This window comes from uncultured Tissierella sp. (genome assembly GCF_902479755.1).
GTDB lineage: Bacteria > Bacillota > Clostridia > Tissierellales > Tissierellaceae > Tissierella > Tissierella carlieri.
The window spans coordinates 1-17,463 of record NZ_CABSQO010000057.1 but is presented as its reverse complement, the minus strand read 5'-3'; the positions used below and the strand labels follow the sequence as shown (position 1 = coordinate 17,463).

The following is a 17,463-nucleotide window of genomic DNA, read 5'->3' as shown; positions in this document are numbered from 1 at the left end:
TGCATCTATCCTTCTTAGCACTATCTACAAGTCCAGCATGGAAGATAACTGACAAGGGACTGATAGATGTGAATAATTTTAAGATTCTGCCTCCTGTTATTAAATAAGAATTTACTACAGTTATCTATAAAAATTTAGTATAATAACTAAATAGAGACATTTAAGAAAGGAGGATAGTTTTTTAAATAAATTATAAGGAGGAGTATTATGTCTAGTGAAAGAGCTTCAAATGTTGGATTTTTTGAAAAACGATTTAAGCTAAAGGAACACAACACAGATGTAAAAACAGAAATTATGGCTGGTATTACAACTTTTATGACTATGGCCTATATCTTGGCAGTAAATCCAGGAATACTTTCAGAATCAGGTATGGATGCTGGTGGGGTATTTACAGCAACTGCACTTTCAGCATTCATTGCTTGTGTGATGATGGCATTCTTAGCTAATTATCCTTTTGCACTTGCACCAGGTATGGGACTTAATGCATTCTTTACTTATACAGTAGTATTTGGAATGGGAAAATCATGGCAATTTGCTCTTACGGCGGTATTCATCGAAGGGATTATATTTATATTATTATCATTCTTCCAAGTAAGAGAAGCAATTTTTAATTCAATCCCTATGAATCTTAAGAAAGCTGTATCTGTAGGTATAGGGCTATTTATAGCTTTAATTGGACTAATAAATGCTGGAATAGTAGATACGGGAAAAATGTTCATGGAAAATGGAGTTAATGTATTAAATGAAGGTGGATTGGTAATTACACTTGGAAACCTAAAATCACCATCGGCATTATTAGCATTAATAGGTATTGTTATAACTGGAGTCCTTTTGGCTAAAAAAGTTAAAGGCGCATTATTCTTTGGTATTATTATTACTACACTTATCGGTTTGCCAATGGGAGTTAGTTATACGCCTAATGGAACCTTACTGGGTATATTTTCAGCACCACCATCTCTTAGAGAGGTAGCATTTAAATTTGAGTGGGCTAATATATTTACTTGGGATATGCTTATAGTAGTATTTACATTCCTATTTGTTGACGTATTTGATACTGTAGGAACTTTAATAGGAGTATCATCAAAGGCAGGTATGTTAGACAAAGATGGTTCATTACCTAAAGTAAAAGAAGCCTTATTAGCAGATGCTGTAGGTACTACTGTTGGTGCTTGCTTAGGTACATCTACAGTAACAACATTCGTAGAATCAGCAGCAGGTGTAGCTGAAGGCGGTAGAACAGGGCTTACTTCTCTAACAACGGGAGTTATGTTTGGATTAGCATTAATACTTGCTCCATTATTTGGCATGATTCCAGGGGCTGCAACAGCACCAGCACTAATCTTAGTTGGATTATTCATGATGAGTCCAATTAAAGAAATTGATTTAGATGATTTTACAGAGGCTATACCAGCATTTCTAACAATAGTTATGATGCCTTTTGCATATAGTATAGCTGAAGGTATAGTATTTGGTATGGTCTCATATGTAGTACTAAAAGTACTAGCTGGAAAACACAAAGATGTATCACCAATTATGTATGTACTAGCAATATTGTTTGTATTGAAAACAATATTTATGTAAAGACATCAGCCGCCTTCTATTTGGAGGCGGCTTTTTAAAACTAAGAATCCTATGAGGGGTGTAAATATGACCTTAAATCAAGTGTATAATGTAGATAATATTAATGAAGTGATAGAAATACTTGGCAATTTTGGTAAAGATGCAAAGATAATAGCTGGAGGTACTGATATTGTAATTGCCTTGAAAAATGAGAAAATATCACCGAAGGTGTTAATAGATATTACTAAAATTGAAGACTTGAAAAAGATAGAGGATGATGGAGAATATATTACTTTAGGTGCAGGAGTTACATTTACCAATATAGTTGAAAACCATTTGTTTCGTGGGAATCTATGGGGATTATATAAGGCTTGTAGAATGGTAGGTTCCCCGCAAATAAGAAATAAAGGCACCATAGGAGGAAATATTGCAAATGGATCTGCGGCAGCTGATTCAATACCTCCTTTAATTGCTTTAGGAAGTATAGTAAGGCTTGTTAGTATAGAAGGGGTACGAGAAATATCTTTAGAGGACTACTATACTGACCCTATAAAAGAAAATGAACTTATAACAGAAATTAAATTTATAAAACCTAAAGAAAATCAAGTCCTTACTTTCGCCAAGCTTGGTCTTAGAAAGGCGTTGGCCATATCAAGATTGACCTCAGCTTCTTTAGTTGAATTTGATAATGAAGGGTTTATTAAGTCCATTAGAGTTGCTAGTGGGGCATTGGGAAAATATCCTATGAGAGAATATGAAGTTGAAAATTATTTAATAGGGAAAAAAATTAGGGAAGAAACTGTAGAAGGTGCTGTAGAGAGACTGCAGAACTCTATGGATGAACGGTTAAAAGGTAGGTCTACTTTACCATATAAGAGGGTTGCCATATCTGGTATATTAAAGGAAACCCTTGAATCAGCAATGACAATAGGGAGAGAGGTGGCATCATGGTAAATATAAGCCTTAAAGTGAATGGAGAATTTTTCGAAATTTCTGTAGATGAAAATTTGCGATTAATAGATTTATTGAGAGATGAATTAGGTTTTGTAGGTACCAAAGAGGGATGTGGAGAAGGTGAATGTGGTGCTTGCACTGTTATAATGGATGGAGAAACTGTTAACTCATGTCTTGTAATGGCATTTCAAGCCAATGGAAGTAGTATTGTAACTATAGAAGGACTTGAAAGAGATGGAAAACTTCATCCAGTACAACAGGCATATATAGATGTAGGTGCAGTACAATGCGGATTTTGTATACCAGGGATGGTTTTATCAACTAAGGCATTGCTAGATAAAAATCCTAATCCCACAAGAGGCGAGATTAGAGAAGGAATATCGGGTAATTTATGTAGGTGTACAGGCTACAATAAAATGATTGATGCAACGGAAAGAGCTATAAAATATATGGAGGAGGAAAAGTAATGAAACTAAATGTAGTAGGAAAAAATATTATTAGAGTCGATGCATATAGTAAAGTTACTGGTACAGCAGTTTATCCTCAAGATATATATTTGGATAATATGGCTTATGGTAAAACCTTAAGATCAGATAAACCTCATGCCAAAATTAAAATAGATGTTGCAGAAGCAGAAAAAGTAGAAGGAGTATTAAAGGTATTCACATATAAGGATGTACCAAAAGAAAATATCCATGGAGTAGTATTAAAGGACCATGAAGTATTTGCCAGTGAAAAGGTTATAAGAATAGGAGAACCAATAGCATTTATAGTAGGAGAAACTCAAAGGGCTTGTGATGAAGGATATAAAAAAATTAAAGTTGATTATGAAGAATTACCAGCAGTATTTGATCCAATAGAAGCTATGAAAGAGGACTCACCTAAGGTACATGGAGATTCTAATATTGTATTTCATTATAAATTGAGACATGGAGATATAGAAGAGGGAAAGAAAAGGTGTAAATATATAGTAGAAAATATATATAAATCACCTATGGTAGAACACGCATTTTTACAACCAGAGGCAGGAATTAGTTATCTCGAAGAAGATGGCACGGTGGTAGTAGCTTTAGCTACTCAATACCCACATTATGACAGAGAAGAAGTAGCTAAAAACTTAAGTCTACCAGAGGAAAAGGTTAAAATAATTAATACAGCTGTAGGAGGTGCCTTTGGAGCTAGGGAAGATATATCACCTCAAATACATTTAGCATTAGCAGCTATGGTATTAAAGAGACCAATAAAAGTCATATATTCTAGAGAGGAATCCTTTTTAACACATTCTAAACGTCACCCTATGATTATGAAATATAAAACTGGAGCAGATGAAAATGGAATACTTCAATATATGGAAGCAGAAATAATTGGAGATTCTGGTGCGCATTGTTCTTGGGCAATAAATGTACTAAGAAAAGCTGGAGTCCATGCTACAGGACCTTATGTTATACCGAATGTAAAGGTTGATACCTATGCAGTATATACAAATAATCCATTTACTGGAGCTATGAGAGGATTCGGAGCAACTCAAGTACCTATAGCCCATGAACAACAAATGGATATGCTGGCTGAAAAATTAGATATGGACCCTATTGAATTTAGGATGAAAAATATATTTAGAAAAGGCTCAATGACTGCTACCGGACAAATATTGACAGATAGTGTACCTTTAGATAAATGTATAGAAGAAGTAGATAAGGGTTTTAGGTTCTCTGAACAATTAAAGGAGGGAGCTCTATGAAGAAAAGAGGTGTAGGTATAGGAATTTCATTTTATGGAACTGGCTATGGCAACGGATTTCCAGATATATCAAGGGCAATCATTAGACTTCTTCCAAAAGGAAGGATTGGAATATATTGTGGTGTAACAGAGGTGGGTCAGGGAGCCAAGACTTCAATGAGACAAATAGGAGCAGAAGTTCTTGGACTAACAGTAGAAAATATTGAATTAGTACACGAAAATACATCTTTAATGCCTGATTCAGGAACAGCAGCAGCAACTAGACAGACATATAACACTGGAAATGCAATAAAGGTTGCCTGTGAAAATATGAGAGCTGAATTATTTGAAAAAGCAAGAATTCAGCTAGGACTAAACTCTACAGTAGGATTAATATTAGAAAAAGGAGAAGTAGTATTAAGCTTTTTCCCGCAGAAGAGAATATCCTATGAGAAGCTATCTGAAATATATAATGGTGATGATACTATAGAGGCTAAGGGAGAATTTATAGCTCAAACAACCCAGATGGACCCGGAGGATGGGCAAGGAGCTCCATATTGGCCGTATACATTTAATGCTTGTGCGGTAGAAGTAGAAGTAGATACAAAAACAGGTATAGTAAATCTCTTAAGATCAACCTTTGCCCAAGATGTAGGGCGTGCAGTAAATCCGAGATTACTTGAGGGACAAATGGATGGTGGATTTGCTATGGCACTTGGATATGCATTATTAGAGGATTTAAACTTGGAAAATGGTAAAATGAGAAATGATAAGTTCTCAAAATATCTAATACCTACTGCTATGGATATGATAGACATAAATAATATTATAGTAGAAGATCCAGAATCTACAGCTCCCTATGGTGCAAAAGGAATTGGAGAACCTGTAATGATACCAATAGCTCCTGCTATATTAAATGCAATTTACGATGCTATAGGTGTTAGAATTACAGAATTGCCTGTAACACCAGAAAGACTTATAAAAGCTCTAGGGGAGGCTGAAGAGAAAAAAATAGGATAATAGCATAAGGAGGAAAAATGTTGAAGAGAGGAACTAGAGATTTTTTAAAGATATTTATATTTTCGATTATTTTTATGGGAGTTAATTATTTTACAACAGTATATTTTAAAAACACAATTATACAAATATGTTTAACTCTCTTACTCTCAATAGGTTTGTCTCTAGGATTATTGAAGGTTCAAAGTAATAGGGGGATAAAAGAGATAATAAAATATTTATCTAATATCAATGATTTAGACTTTTCTTTATCAAAAAGTATAGATATACCTGAGGAAGCAAGGGAAAAGATTTATAGTGTTTATAAACAGATAAGAGGGAACTTGAAGACTCAGGTAGAAATATCAACTGAAATATTTAATATATGTGAAAACTTAAGTCTGTTAGCTACTGAATCTTTAACTAGTTCAGAACTTATAGCGTCTTCAGTAGAGGAAGCAGATGCTAATGCGGTGGAACAAAGTCAAATGCTTAATCAGACCAATCACTTAGCTAGAAAAATTTACCTATCTATGGAAAATATAGATAAGAATATAGTTGATAAAATTCAATTTATATCAAATTCTATTACCTCAGCTCAGAAAGGGATTGAAGAAATAGATTATATAGAAGACAGAATAATAAACTCTAAAAACATGGTAGCGGAAAGTTCTAAGAAAATAATAGAACTAAGAAATTATTCAGATGAAGTAGTATCGCTCGTGGATCTTATAAATACCATATCAAATCAAACAAAAATGCTTTCGTTAAATGCCTCAATAGAAGCAGCTAGAGCTGGAGAGCATGGTAAAGGTTTCTCTATAGTAGCTATGGAAGTAGGGAAATTAGCTAACGAGACAGAGAACGTATCTAAAAAGATAGAAGAAGTAATACATGGATTAAAAGATGAGATAGTATTGATTTCAGAATCCATGGCAAATGAGATGAAATATATGGACGAAAACTGTGAAGTTATTGAATCTACTAGCAAAGAATTTAATTCCATAATAGAAACATTAAACTTAGGCAAAGAAAGTTTGGAGGAAATAAAAAAAGTAACTGGTGAAAATAATTCCATGATAGAGGAAATAACTGCAAATATAACTAGAATAGCAGAATTTTCAGAGGAAACAACAGCTCAAATAGAACAGACTACTGAGCAGACATTAGAGCAACACAGTCGATCAAGAAATTTAAATGATGTGGTAGAAAAGATTAAAGGATATGTTTATGATATGCAGCAATTTGTAGTAGGTAAGGTAATGGAAGAAAAGATGTTAAGACAGGCATATATAGTTAAAGATTATTTTATGAACAATGAAAATATTAGTGACACTATGATAAAAGAATTAATTAGAGAGGTAGGAGTAGATGCGATATATATTACAGATATGTCGGGAGTTGTAGAATTTACCAATGAAAAATCCGCCATAGGTCTAAATCTATATGAGGCAGACCCATCTTTACAAGATTTTAAGAAAAGGAAAAAAGAATATATAGTAACACCAGTAAAAAAGAGAGTCGAAGATGGGAAATTATTTAAATTTTTAACAGTCACAGATGAAAGAGGAAGACTATATGAAATAGGGCTTGCCTTGGATTCTCTTGTTAAAAATATATAAATATGAGGATTAAGAATGATTATATATAAAGCATTAGGTATAGATATATATAAAGCGGAAATGCTCTCTTTTGTAGGAGGTGGAGGAAAAACTACTACCATCTTTGAATTAGCAAAAGAATTTATTTCTCTAAATAAAAAAATCCTTATATCTACTACTACCAGAATATTTACTCCTTTAAAGGAAGAATATACTTATCTTTTCTTAAAAGATATAGATAGAGATTTTAATCCATTAAATGGTACAATTACGATATTAGGCAGAGAGATAAAAAATGGTAAACTAGAGGGAATTTCTTCAGAAAAATTAGAAGAAATTTTTGCAAGAAATATATTTGATATTATTCTCATAGAGGCGGATGGTTCTAAGAGAAAGCCTATAAAGGCTCCAGGGAATCATGAACCAGTAATTCCAATGACTAGCACTAAGACAATTGGAGTTATAGGTTTAGATTCCTTGGGAAAAGCAATAGACGAGGATACAGTTCATAGACCAGAACTGCTGCGGGACATAGTTGGAAGAAACTTCATAATTGATGAAGAAGTCATTGTAAAACTTGTTTTAGATAAGAATGGATTATTTAAAAATGCATCAAGAGACAAAATCCTACTGCTAAATAAAGCTAATGATGAAATGAAAATTTGTAAAGCAAAAAGAATCAGAAGAATACTAGATGATAAACATTTTAATAATGTGGCTATAGCGGATATTAAAGAGAAAAAATTTTATTAGGTGAATAGTTATGATAATAGGAATTATTTTAGCATCAGGTTTTTCAAGAAGGATGAAAGCAGACAAACTATTAATAGATATAGAAGGAAGTACATTAATAGAAAGAGTTATTAAGGCCTGTGTAGGCTCAAAACTAGATGATATAATTTTAATTTATAGAAGTGAAGAAGTAAAGAAAATAGGAGAAGAGTATAATATAAAAACTATTTATAATGAAAATGCTCATCTAGGACAATCAGAAGGATTGAAACTAGGAGTGAGGAGGGCTATAGAAGCTAAATCCTATATGTTTTTAGTAGGTGATCAGCCTTTTTTAACATCAGAACTTATAGATAAATTAATTGAAGAATACAATATCTCAGATCTACCTATTCTAGTGCCTTATTATAATAATCATAGGGGAATGCCTATGCTTATTTCTTCTATTTTTAAAGAAGAATTATTACAAATTACAGGGGACAAAGGCGGTAGAGATATAGTAGAAAGGAATATTTCTAAAACGAAGAAGGTTTATATAGAGGAAGAAAGATTAGGTATGGATATAGATAATCAAGAGGATTTAAAGATATTAGAAATCACCAAATGATAATTCTAAGTAGGTGGTAAAATATGGAGCTAATAATTATTCGTGGTGGAGGAGATATAGCCACAGGTATAGGACATAGGTTATTTATGGCAGGATTTAAGGTAATAATCTTAGATATGGAGAAACCATTGGCCATTAGGAGAAGAGTATCTTTTTGTGAAGCTGTATATAATGGAGAAATTATAGTAGAAGGGGTTAAGGCAATATTAACTAGAAATCTAGAGGAAATATATGAAGCTATTAATAATGGAATTATTCCTGTTTATATTGATGGAAAAGGTGAGATAATAAACAGTATAAAACCCATAGCCATAATAGACAGTATACTTGCTAAGAAAAATCTTGGAACTACAAAGGATATGGCTCCCATGACAATAGGTATAGGTCCTGGATTTGAAGCCGGAGTAGATGTAGATTTAGTAGTAGAAACTAAGAGAGGTCATTTTTTAGGAAAAGTGATATATAAAGGTAAAGCAGAAGATGACACTGGAATCCCTGGAGATATTCTAGGCTATAAAGAAGAAAGGATAATTAGAGCTGAGGCCAGTGGAATATTTAAAAGTTACTATAATATAGGCGATAAAGTAGAAGTTGGAGATATAATATGCGAGACGTCAGGAAGAAAAGTAAGAGCAAGAATATCGGGTATATTGAGAGGTATTATAAAGGAAGGTCTTTATGTAGAAAAAGGGCTAAAGGTAGGAGATATAGACCCTCGCGGAATAGAGGAATATGTATATACAATATCAGATAAAGCTAGGGCAGTAGGCGGTGGAGTTTTAGAAGGAATAATGTATCTAAGGAAAGGAAGGAGAATTTAAATGGGTGATCTGTCAGTAATGAGAAAAGCTTTGGAAGATATAAACAATGGAAAAGAATTAGCCATTGCAACTATTACAAAATCAGAAGGTTCAACTCCTAGAGGTATAGGTACTATGATGGCAGTTTTAGAAGATGGCTCAATCCATGGAACTATTGGAGGAGGAGCATTAGAAAAGCATGTTATAGAATTATGTATCAAAGCTATAGAAGAAGGACAAAGCAAAGTTATAGATTTACCGCTGGATACTGAAGGGGTGGGAATGATTTGCGGTGGAAGGGTGGAAGTATTTATAGATGTATATAAAATTAATCCTAAGCTTCTAATAATTGGCGGAGGACATGTTGGATATGCAATATATAATATTGCTTCCTTGCTTAATTTTGATATAGTAATATTTGAGGATCGAGAGGAGTTTTTAATCGGTGACAGGTTTCCTTTGGCAAAAGAACTAGTACTAGGACCTATAAACGAAATGCTAAGAAATTATAAGATAGATAATAATACATATATAGTTATAGCATCTAGAGGTCATAAATATGATGAAGAATCTTTGACAGAAGTAGTAAATTCAGATGCAAAATATATAGGTGCTATGGGAAGTAAACGTAAAGTAATTACTATGATGGACAATTTAAGGAATAAAGGTATACCAGAGGAGAGCATAAATAAAATATATGCACCAATAGGATTAGAAATATCTGCGGGAAGCCCTGAGGAAATAGCAATGAGTATTATGTCAGAAATACTATTAATTAAAAATAATGGGAAACTTAAACATCTGAAGTGATGATTTTACATTTTAAAACCGTACTCTTTTATAGAAAGTATACAAAGAAAAAGCATTGTAGGTATGTTAACATAATGAATAAGTGCAGAATATAAGGGGGTATAAAATATGGAAGGTACAAAGTATATCTTAGCAGTACCAAACTTTAGTGATGGTAGAAGAGAAGATGTAATCGAAGCCATTACTGGAGTATTGAAGAATCGTGAAGGAGTTACATTAGTAAGTGTAGAACCAGAACATGATTTCAATAGAACAGTAGTGACTATATTAGGTGAACCAAAACCATTAAAAGAAGCATTAATTGAAATGGCTGGAAAGTCCTATGAGCTTATTGATATGAGAGAACAAAAGGGCTCTCATCCAAGAATAGGTGGTCAAGATACAATACCTCTATTCCCATTTATGAATATTACCTTAGAAGAAACTAAAGAATTAGCAGAAGAAATAGGAAAAGAATTATTTGATAAATATCAAGTTCCTATATACTTTGCAGGAGCAAATGCTAGAACAGAAGATAAAAAGAGTATTTCCTTCATTAGAAAGGGACAATATGAAGGACTGAAAGCATTATTAGATGATGAAAACCATCCAGACCACGAAGCAAGACGTCCAGATTTATCAGTAGATGGTAAATTAAGTCCACAATATGGAGCAACTATAGTATCAGCAGATATGGAAGGACTAACAGCATATAACGTTTTCTTGGGAACAGAAGATGTAAATATAGCCAAACAAATAGCAAAGGCAGTAAGAGGACCAAGTGGCGGATATTCAACAGTTAGAGCCGTAGGAATCAAATTCCCGGAAAGAGACGGAGTAGTAGTATCCATGAATATGTTTGACTGTGCTCAAACACCATTATATAGAACATTTGAACTAGTAAAACTAGAAGCACAAAAATATGGTGTAGCAGTAACAGGATCAGAACTAGTAGGACCAGTTAAATTAGAATATTTATTAAATAACTTAAATCATTATTTAGGGCTACAAGGCTTAAGAATGGAGCAGATATTGGAGACCCATTTAATGAAATAAGATAAAAATCTTCTTATCTAAAGATAAGGAGATTTTTTTATGGAATAATTATTAGTGATATACAGAAATATTATCCTTATTTACTTATTTACTCGTTATAGAAATAATCTATAATCACAATGATTGGTATAATTATTCTCAATTTGATTTGAGCTCATAAATACAATAAAATTATATGGTGATTTAGAAGAGTAGTATTATATAGGTGCACGAGGAGAGTTGATTATGCATGACATTAAAGTTGAAAATATTATGTTTTCATATGACAAGGAACCTATCCTTGAAAATATAAATATGAAAATAGAGGCTGGAGATTTTGTCTGTCTGTTAGGTCAATCAGGTTGTGGTAAAAGCACCTTCCTTAGATTGATGGCAGGATTATCAGAACCAGATTCAGGTACTATTTTTGTTGGAGACAATCCATTGCAAGGAGCAAGTCTAGATAGAGGTGTGGTTTTTCAGGATTATAGTCTGTTTCCATGGTTAACTACAGGAAAGAATATTGTACTTTCTTTGCAGCAAAAATTTAAGAATGAGAGTAAAAAGGACTTAAAAAAACGTGCTCTATATTATCTAAAAAAGGTAGGATTGGAGGAATCCACATTTGATAAATATCCAAATGAACTTTCTGGAGGTATGCGTCAACGTTCTGCTATATGCCGATCTTTTGCCTTGGATCCTCCTATTTTACTTATGGACGAGCCATTTGGTGCATTAGATGCTGTTACACGTGCTAAATTGCAGGACATGGTATTAGATCTTTGGCGGAAGGACAAAGAAAACAGAAAGACTATCTTATTTGTTACCCATGATGTTGATGAGGCCTTGCTTTTATCTACAAAAATATTTGTTTTCGGTTCAAGTCCTAGCAAAATTATTTATACACATTCTTTTAAAGACGAAGAAAAGGTTGACCGAGATTCTTTGTTTAAAAATGAGGAAGCTTTAGAATTGCGAAATAAGCTTATCCATATTATAAATAGAGATATCGAAGAAAAATTAATTGAGGAGAGATAATAAGATGAGACAGAAAAAAATACGTTTTATTACATTGACACTTGTTATTTTTATATTAGCGGGAGTTATGGTTGGTTGTAGCAGTAAAGAAACAGATGAAATAAAAGATGATGTTCAAGTAACGGGAACACCTGAGAAACCTGATAAAAAAGAGTTACATAAAATAAATGTTGCATATAATCCGGGAACAGGAAATATTTTAGGATTTATTGCTATTGATAAAGGTATTGCAACAGAGGAAGGTATTGAAATTGAGCTTGTTCCATTTTCTAATTCAACAGATGCACTGACAGCTCTACAATCAAAAAAGATTGATGTAGCTGTTTCTTTTGGAACTGCTGCACCTCTTACATATGTTACAAATGGTGCAGATTTTACCGTCTTTGGTGGATATTTGTCTGGTGGTATGCCTGTTTACGCTGTATCTGATTTAGAGTATAAAGGATTAGAATCGTTTGTTGGTAAAAAAGTTGCTACGGCAAGAATGTATACTCCTGATATCGTATGGCGTGGTGCTATGATGGAAGCAGGATACGACCTTGAAAAAGATGTAACAATACTAGAATTTAAAAAGCCAAGTGAAGTTCTAGAAGCTGTTAAATCAGGTAATGCAGATATTGGTATTGGTACGAACTCAACATATCTACAATCACTTGAGGCAGGTCTTAAGACAATTGCTTGGAGTAATGATTTCTGGGATCCAGTGCATGTTTGTTGTCGACCGGTTGCAAATACAACATGGATCAATGAGAATAGAGATGCTGTAAAAGCATTTTTACGTTCATATATACGTGCAGAAAAAGTATTAAGTGAAGATCCAGAGTACGCAGTTCAGCTAAATATGAAATACCTTGAACTTGACGAGGAAAATGCAAGAACAATGCTTCTTGAAACGAATCAAATTTTTGATACAGATCCTAAGAGTGATGGAGTTCGTTATATGTGGGATCGTTTGATTGATATGAAATACATTGATCCAGCTGATATAGATGTAAATGATCATATTAATATTAAAATATACAAAGAAGCTTTAGATGAACTTACAGCTGAAAATCCAGGAGATTCTTTCTATAAGGAACTTCAAGAAAAATTTATAAATTATAATTCAGAAGCATTAAATTAGTTTCGGAGAGATTTAGAAATGTATTTACTATAGTAGGTGAGCATAAATGTTAAAAGACAATAAAAATATTAAAAATTATATAGGAACTATCATAATTCTGATTGTAGCATTTTTAGTTTATTTATGTGCTACTGATGTTTTAAAAGTGCTTGATCCAGTGTTGTTTCCAGGCTTTTCAAAAATTGGACCTAAATTCTATGACTCAATGCCTAAGCTGTGGAAAAGTCTCATTAGCTCTTTAAAGCTTTTGATACCAGGATATTTTGGTGCTGCATTTTCTGGTATCTTACTAGGAATTTTAATAGGTACTAATCCGAGATTAAATAAAACTTTGAGACCGATTATATTTGCTCTTAATCCAATTCCGCCATCTATGATGACGCCTTATCTTATTGCGATTATGCCTACTTTTTATTTATCATCTGTGGCAGTTATCTTTATAGGATGCTTTTGGCCCTTTCTAAATGGCACTATAAATGGAATTGTTTTGATTGATCAAAAATACTTGGATAATTCTAAGGTTCTGGAACTAAAAGGTTTTAAAAAATTACTAAATGTAATTTTGCCTGCTGCTGCTCCATCTATTTTAGCTGGTGCAGGTACAGCACTAAACTTTGCATTTATTTTACTCGCCATAGCTGAAATGTTTGCAACAAATTCTGGACTTGGATATTTTATTCAGTATTATGCCGATTTTTCGGATTATGCTAGAGTAATTGCTGGGCTATTATTTATGGGATGTTTTATTGTAATCGTTATGCTTTCCTTTGAAAAATTAAAGAAGAAGATATTATTTTGGACTCTTAACGAAAATAAATAAAAATATGAAAACAGCCGCAGTTAATTTATTCTACTGTGGCTGTTTTTAAAGAAAGGAGCTTATGTATGAAAAAAGTCAGAATTGGCTGTGGAGCAGGATGCTCCTATGATAGATTGGAACCAGCAATAGAGCTGGTGGAAAAAGGAAATATTGATTACATTGTATTTGAATGCCTTGCAGAAAGGACAATTGCAAATAATCAACAACAAAAACTAAAGGACCCATCAAAAGGATATACTCCTATGCTTGAATCAAGGATGAGGGGTATTTTAAAGCAAGCAAAGGAAAAGGGTGTAAAAATAGTAACTAATATGGGTGCAGCAAATCCTAATGCAGCAGTTGAACATATCATAAAAATCGCAGAAGAGTTGAATATTAATAATATTAAAATAGCTATGGTTTCTGGAGATAATATAACTAATGATTTAGACAAATATAAAGATACAATTATGTGGCAAAGTACCAATACATTAGGTGAACTTGATGCCGAGATAATATCAGCAAATGTATATCTAGGAGCTGAGTCGATAAAAGAAGCTCTTGACAATGGGGCTGATATCGTAGTTACAGGGCGGGTTGCAGATGTAGCACTATTCGTAGGACCTATGATGCATGAATTTGGTTGGACGGAAAATGATTTGTATAAGATAGGGCAAGCAACTTTATTAGGACACCTCTTAGAATGTGGTGGACAAATTACAGGAGGATATTTTGCAGATCCTGGATATAAGGATGTGGACAATCTACATATCTTGGGTCATCCAATTGCTGAAATAGATGAAAATGGAAATTTTATCGTTACAAAGGTAAAGGGTTCAGGGGGAGAAGTATCTCTTCGAACTTGTAAAGAACAACTATTATACGAAATTACAGATCCATCTTGCTATATTACTCCTAATGCTATAGTTGATTTCACAAATGTTTTCTTCAAGGAGATGGAAAAGGATGTTGTACTTGTAACAGGAGCCATGTCTAGGGGAGTACCTAATACCTATAAGGTAAATGTTGGATATTGTGATTGTTATATTGGAGAGGGGGAGGTAAGCTTTGGAGGACTAAATTCTCTTCCTCGTGCAAAAATGTGTGCTGATATAATTGAAAAACGTTTGAAAATTGTGGGAGCTAATATAGATGAGTACAGAACTGATTATATAGGCTACAATTCCTTATATAAAACAAATATTTCAGATAGTTTCGGATCTAAGGAACATAGTGAAATAAGGCTTAGGATAAGTGGTAGAACAAAAACCTTTGAGGATGCAATGCTTATAGCTCAAGAGTTAGATTATCTTTATACAAATGGACCTGCAGGTTCTTCAGGGATTGAATCTGGAGTAAGGCAGGTATTATCCGTTGGTGCAATTATTATTCCTAAAGAGGATATAATTACTGAAACTATCTATTGGGAGGTATAGACATGAAACTTAAAGAAATAGCTCACACTAGAACTGGAGATAAAGGCAATATGTCAAATATTGCTGTTATTCCATATGACGAAAAAGATTACCCTATGCTTAAAGAATTTTTAACTGCAAAAAGAGTAGAAGAATTTTTTTCTGAAATTTGTTTTGGTGAAGTAAGAAGGTATGAACTTGATAATATTTGTGCATTTAATTTTGTACTCGAAGAATCTTTGGGTGGAGGGGTTACAAGAAGTCTTGCTGTAGATAAGCATGGAAAATCTCTTGGAATGGCCCTTCTAGAAATGGAAATAGAAAAGTAATAAATAAGTTAAATCATTACTTAGTTTTAATTTTACTAAAAAATCTCCTTACCTATGGATAAGGAGATTTTTGGAATTTATTTTGCTTTATTGAATCCATTATAATGAATTTTATCATAAGGTAAAGTCTCAGTATCATGAGGCTTTTTTTCTTCATCTGGATAGCCTAGTGTAATCATAGTTTCTACATTATATTTCTCGGGGATATTTAAAAGTTTTTTTACATAATCTTCTACATTTTGATCATCTTCAGTCAATCTATTTCTTACTTGTATCCAACATGAGCCAAGTCCTAAAGATTCTGATGTTAACTGTACCACAGTAGCAATAATAGAAGCATCTTCTATCCAAGTATCTGTAATATTAGGATCTACTAAAACTACAATTGCTAATTCTGCATTTGATATAGGGTGTGAAGCTCCACCCCTAGAAGTACCTAGCTTTTCAAGGATTTCTTTATTATTTACGACAACTAATTCCCAAGGTTTTTTATTTTTCCCGGAAGGAGAAGTTAAAGCACCTTGCAATATTTTATCTAAGATTTCTTTCTCTAGTTCTTGATTCTTATATCTTCTAATGCTTCTTCTATTCATCAATAAATCTAACATAATAGCCCTCCTTATTTTTACTTTCATAAATATATTATAGCATGGTGAATTTAAAAATGGTAATATAGAGTAGGAGTAAAATAAATAGTGACTAGACAAAAAATAAAAGTCAGTTAAGTTATTATAATTAATTTACAATCGAGGGTATAAATTAATAAAAATTATTAATGGAGGTGTAGATATGAAGTATTCAATAGAAGGAGATTATCCAATACTTAGATGTATATTAAATAGAGGAGAGACTATTAAAACCAGTGCAGGATCAATGTCATGGATGACAGATGGTTTTGATGTAGAGGTAACATCAGGTGGCATAATGAAAGGTATAGCTAGAATGTTTTCAGGTGAAAGTATGTTTTTGAATTTTTATACAGCGAAAACTGATAATCAAGAAATTGTATTTGCTTCATCATTACCAGGAACAATAAAAAACATAAAAATGGAAGGTCAAACCTTAATTGGACAGAAATCTGCCTATCTTGCATCAGAGACAGGTGTTGAATTTCAAACCGTATTTACCAAGAAATTTTCATCAGGATTATTAGGTGGAGAAGGTTTTATATTGCAAAAATTCTCTGGACATGGGGAGTTATTTTTAGAGGCTGATGGTTCATTGATTGAATATAATTTAAGATCAGGAGAAACTATGCTAGTAGACCAAGGACATGTATTTTTATTCGAGGAAAGCGTAAGATATGAAATAGAAACGATTAAAGGAGCTAAAAATATCTTATTTGGCGGTGAAGGTTTATTCCTTGTAAGATTGATAGGCCCTGGTAAAATAATTCTTCAATCTATGCCTATATCAAATTTAGCTGCAAGGATAATACCCTTTGTGCCTTCAAAGGGATAAAAAAGAAAATTTAGAAAAGGATGGATTAATCCATCCTTTTCTAAATCTTCAACTATTATCTATGGCATAGAAGTCCATTGCCTTCATTTGCTTACAATTCGATAATAAACATAATTAAACACTCATTTTAAGGTTATTATATATCTTAGGATATTGGAAAAGATGAATATATTTCTTTTCTCTATAACAAAATAAAAACCGTATTTATTATTTATATATTATAATAAAAAAACTTATATGAATCAGTACAAAATGATTTTTTATAGGAGAAGACTAGGATAATGGAAATTCTAAATATAAGAAATATATAATCAAAAAGATAAGGGGTTCTTTGTCTATTCTTTGATAAAATAGGGTACAAATTGATGTAGGAATATAAATATGTTATTATAAAATTAATATTAAATTGTTTAATTAGTAGGAAATATTTGAAGGACGAAAAAGTATGCAATAAGGAGACCAACTATGAATTGTCAAGATAAAAAAGATAAATTTTTTAAAAAATAAT

General features: G+C 32.6%; 19 protein-coding genes. 18 read left to right on the top strand and 1 reads right to left on the bottom strand.

Going from position 1 to position 17,463, the window contains the following annotated elements; translation table 11 throughout:
- The 17 genes from RDK80_RS18735 to RDK80_RS18655 form a co-directional block, all read left to right on the top strand.
- On the top strand, positions 1-107 hold a 107-nt coding region (locus RDK80_RS18735), incomplete at its 5' end, for an adenine deaminase C-terminal domain-containing protein (RefSeq protein WP_308525168.1).
- 100 nt (positions 108-207) lie between these two features.
- Positions 208-1,581 (top strand): NCS2 family permease, encoded by a 1,374-nt coding sequence (locus RDK80_RS18730; RefSeq protein WP_308525167.1) that lies wholly within the window; start codon positions 208-210, stop codon positions 1,579-1,581.
- 66 nt (positions 1,582-1,647) lie between these two features.
- The gene (locus tag RDK80_RS18725) at positions 1,648-2,514 is read left to right on the top strand and encodes an FAD binding domain-containing protein (RefSeq protein WP_308525166.1); all 867 of its coding nucleotides are present in this window, start codon (positions 1,648-1,650) and stop codon (positions 2,512-2,514) included.
- Entirely contained in the window at positions 2,508-2,981 is a 474-nt protein-coding gene (locus RDK80_RS18720) for a (2Fe-2S)-binding protein (protein WP_094904430.1), read from the top strand. Before RDK80_RS18725 ends, RDK80_RS18720 begins: the two co-directional genes overlap by 7 nt.
- Positions 2,981-4,252 (top strand): molybdopterin cofactor-binding domain-containing protein, encoded by a 1,272-nt coding sequence (locus RDK80_RS18715; RefSeq protein WP_308525165.1) that lies wholly within the window; start codon positions 2,981-2,983, stop codon positions 4,250-4,252. Before RDK80_RS18720 ends, RDK80_RS18715 begins: the two co-directional genes overlap by 1 nt.
- Positions 4,249-5,250: a molybdopterin cofactor-binding domain-containing protein gene (locus RDK80_RS18710; protein WP_308525164.1), complete on the top strand. Its 1,002-nt coding sequence runs from the start codon at positions 4,249-4,251 to the stop codon at positions 5,248-5,250. The genes RDK80_RS18715 and RDK80_RS18710 overlap by 4 nt, the downstream gene beginning before the upstream one ends.
- Before the next feature lie 20 nt (positions 5,251-5,270).
- Positions 5,271-6,848 carry a methyl-accepting chemotaxis protein gene (locus tag RDK80_RS18705; protein WP_308525163.1) on the top strand — a complete coding sequence of 526 codons (1,578 nt, stop codon included), beginning with the start codon at positions 5,271-5,273 and terminating at the stop codon, positions 6,846-6,848.
- Between the two features lie 15 nt (positions 6,849-6,863).
- Positions 6,864-7,580 (top strand): selenium cofactor biosynthesis protein YqeC, encoded by a 717-nt coding sequence (yqeC, locus tag RDK80_RS18700; protein WP_216559699.1) that lies wholly within the window; start codon positions 6,864-6,866, stop codon positions 7,578-7,580.
- A 10-nt stretch (positions 7,581-7,590) separates the two neighbouring features.
- Positions 7,591-8,166, top strand: coding sequence for a nucleotidyltransferase family protein (locus RDK80_RS18695; protein ID WP_308525162.1), 576 nt, complete (start codon positions 7,591-7,593; stop codon positions 8,164-8,166).
- A 23-nt stretch (positions 8,167-8,189) separates the two neighbouring features.
- Positions 8,190-8,987: a selenium-dependent molybdenum cofactor biosynthesis protein YqeB gene (gene yqeB / locus RDK80_RS18690; RefSeq protein WP_216559695.1), complete on the top strand. Its 798-nt coding sequence runs from the start codon at positions 8,190-8,192 to the stop codon at positions 8,985-8,987.
- The gene (locus RDK80_RS18685; RefSeq protein WP_308525161.1) at positions 8,988-9,776 is read left to right on the top strand and encodes an XdhC/CoxI family protein; all 789 of its coding nucleotides are present in this window, start codon (positions 8,988-8,990) and stop codon (positions 9,774-9,776) included.
- A gap of 108 nt (positions 9,777-9,884) precedes the next feature.
- The gene (gene ftcD, locus RDK80_RS18680; RefSeq protein ID WP_216559683.1) at positions 9,885-10,811 is read left to right on the top strand and encodes a glutamate formimidoyltransferase; all 927 of its coding nucleotides are present in this window, start codon (positions 9,885-9,887) and stop codon (positions 10,809-10,811) included.
- 225 nt (positions 10,812-11,036) lie between these two features.
- Positions 11,037-11,828: an ABC transporter ATP-binding protein gene (locus tag RDK80_RS18675; RefSeq protein WP_094902451.1), complete on the top strand. Its 792-nt coding sequence runs from the start codon at positions 11,037-11,039 to the stop codon at positions 11,826-11,828.
- 4 nt (positions 11,829-11,832) lie between these two features.
- The gene (locus tag RDK80_RS18670; protein WP_216559681.1) at positions 11,833-12,951 is read left to right on the top strand and encodes an ABC transporter substrate-binding protein; all 1,119 of its coding nucleotides are present in this window, start codon (positions 11,833-11,835) and stop codon (positions 12,949-12,951) included.
- A 46-nt stretch (positions 12,952-12,997) separates the two neighbouring features.
- Positions 12,998-13,771 (top strand): ABC transporter permease subunit, encoded by a 774-nt coding sequence (locus RDK80_RS18665; protein WP_308525160.1) that lies wholly within the window; start codon positions 12,998-13,000, stop codon positions 13,769-13,771.
- 65 nt (positions 13,772-13,836) lie between these two features.
- The gene (locus RDK80_RS18660) at positions 13,837-15,186 is read left to right on the top strand and encodes an acyclic terpene utilization AtuA family protein (RefSeq protein ID WP_308525159.1); all 1,350 of its coding nucleotides are present in this window, start codon (positions 13,837-13,839) and stop codon (positions 15,184-15,186) included.
- Between the two features lie 2 nt (positions 15,187-15,188).
- Positions 15,189-15,494: a hypothetical protein gene (locus RDK80_RS18655; RefSeq protein WP_216559675.1), complete on the top strand. Its 306-nt coding sequence runs from the start codon at positions 15,189-15,191 to the stop codon at positions 15,492-15,494.
- A 77-nt stretch (positions 15,495-15,571) separates the two neighbouring features.
- Here the strand turns inward: RDK80_RS18655 and RDK80_RS18650 are convergent, their stop codons facing one another.
- Positions 15,572-16,102 carry a nitroreductase family protein gene (locus tag RDK80_RS18650; RefSeq protein WP_308525158.1) on the bottom strand — a complete coding sequence of 177 codons (531 nt, stop codon included), beginning with the start codon at positions 16,100-16,102 and terminating at the stop codon, positions 15,572-15,574.
- A gap of 181 nt (positions 16,103-16,283) precedes the next feature.
- Between RDK80_RS18650 and RDK80_RS18645 the strand changes: the two genes are divergently transcribed.
- A complete protein-coding gene (locus tag RDK80_RS18645) occupies positions 16,284-16,955 on the top strand; it encodes a TIGR00266 family protein (protein ID WP_216559671.1) in 672 nt (223 codons plus the stop codon).
- Positions 16,956-17,463: the final 508 nt, after the last annotated feature.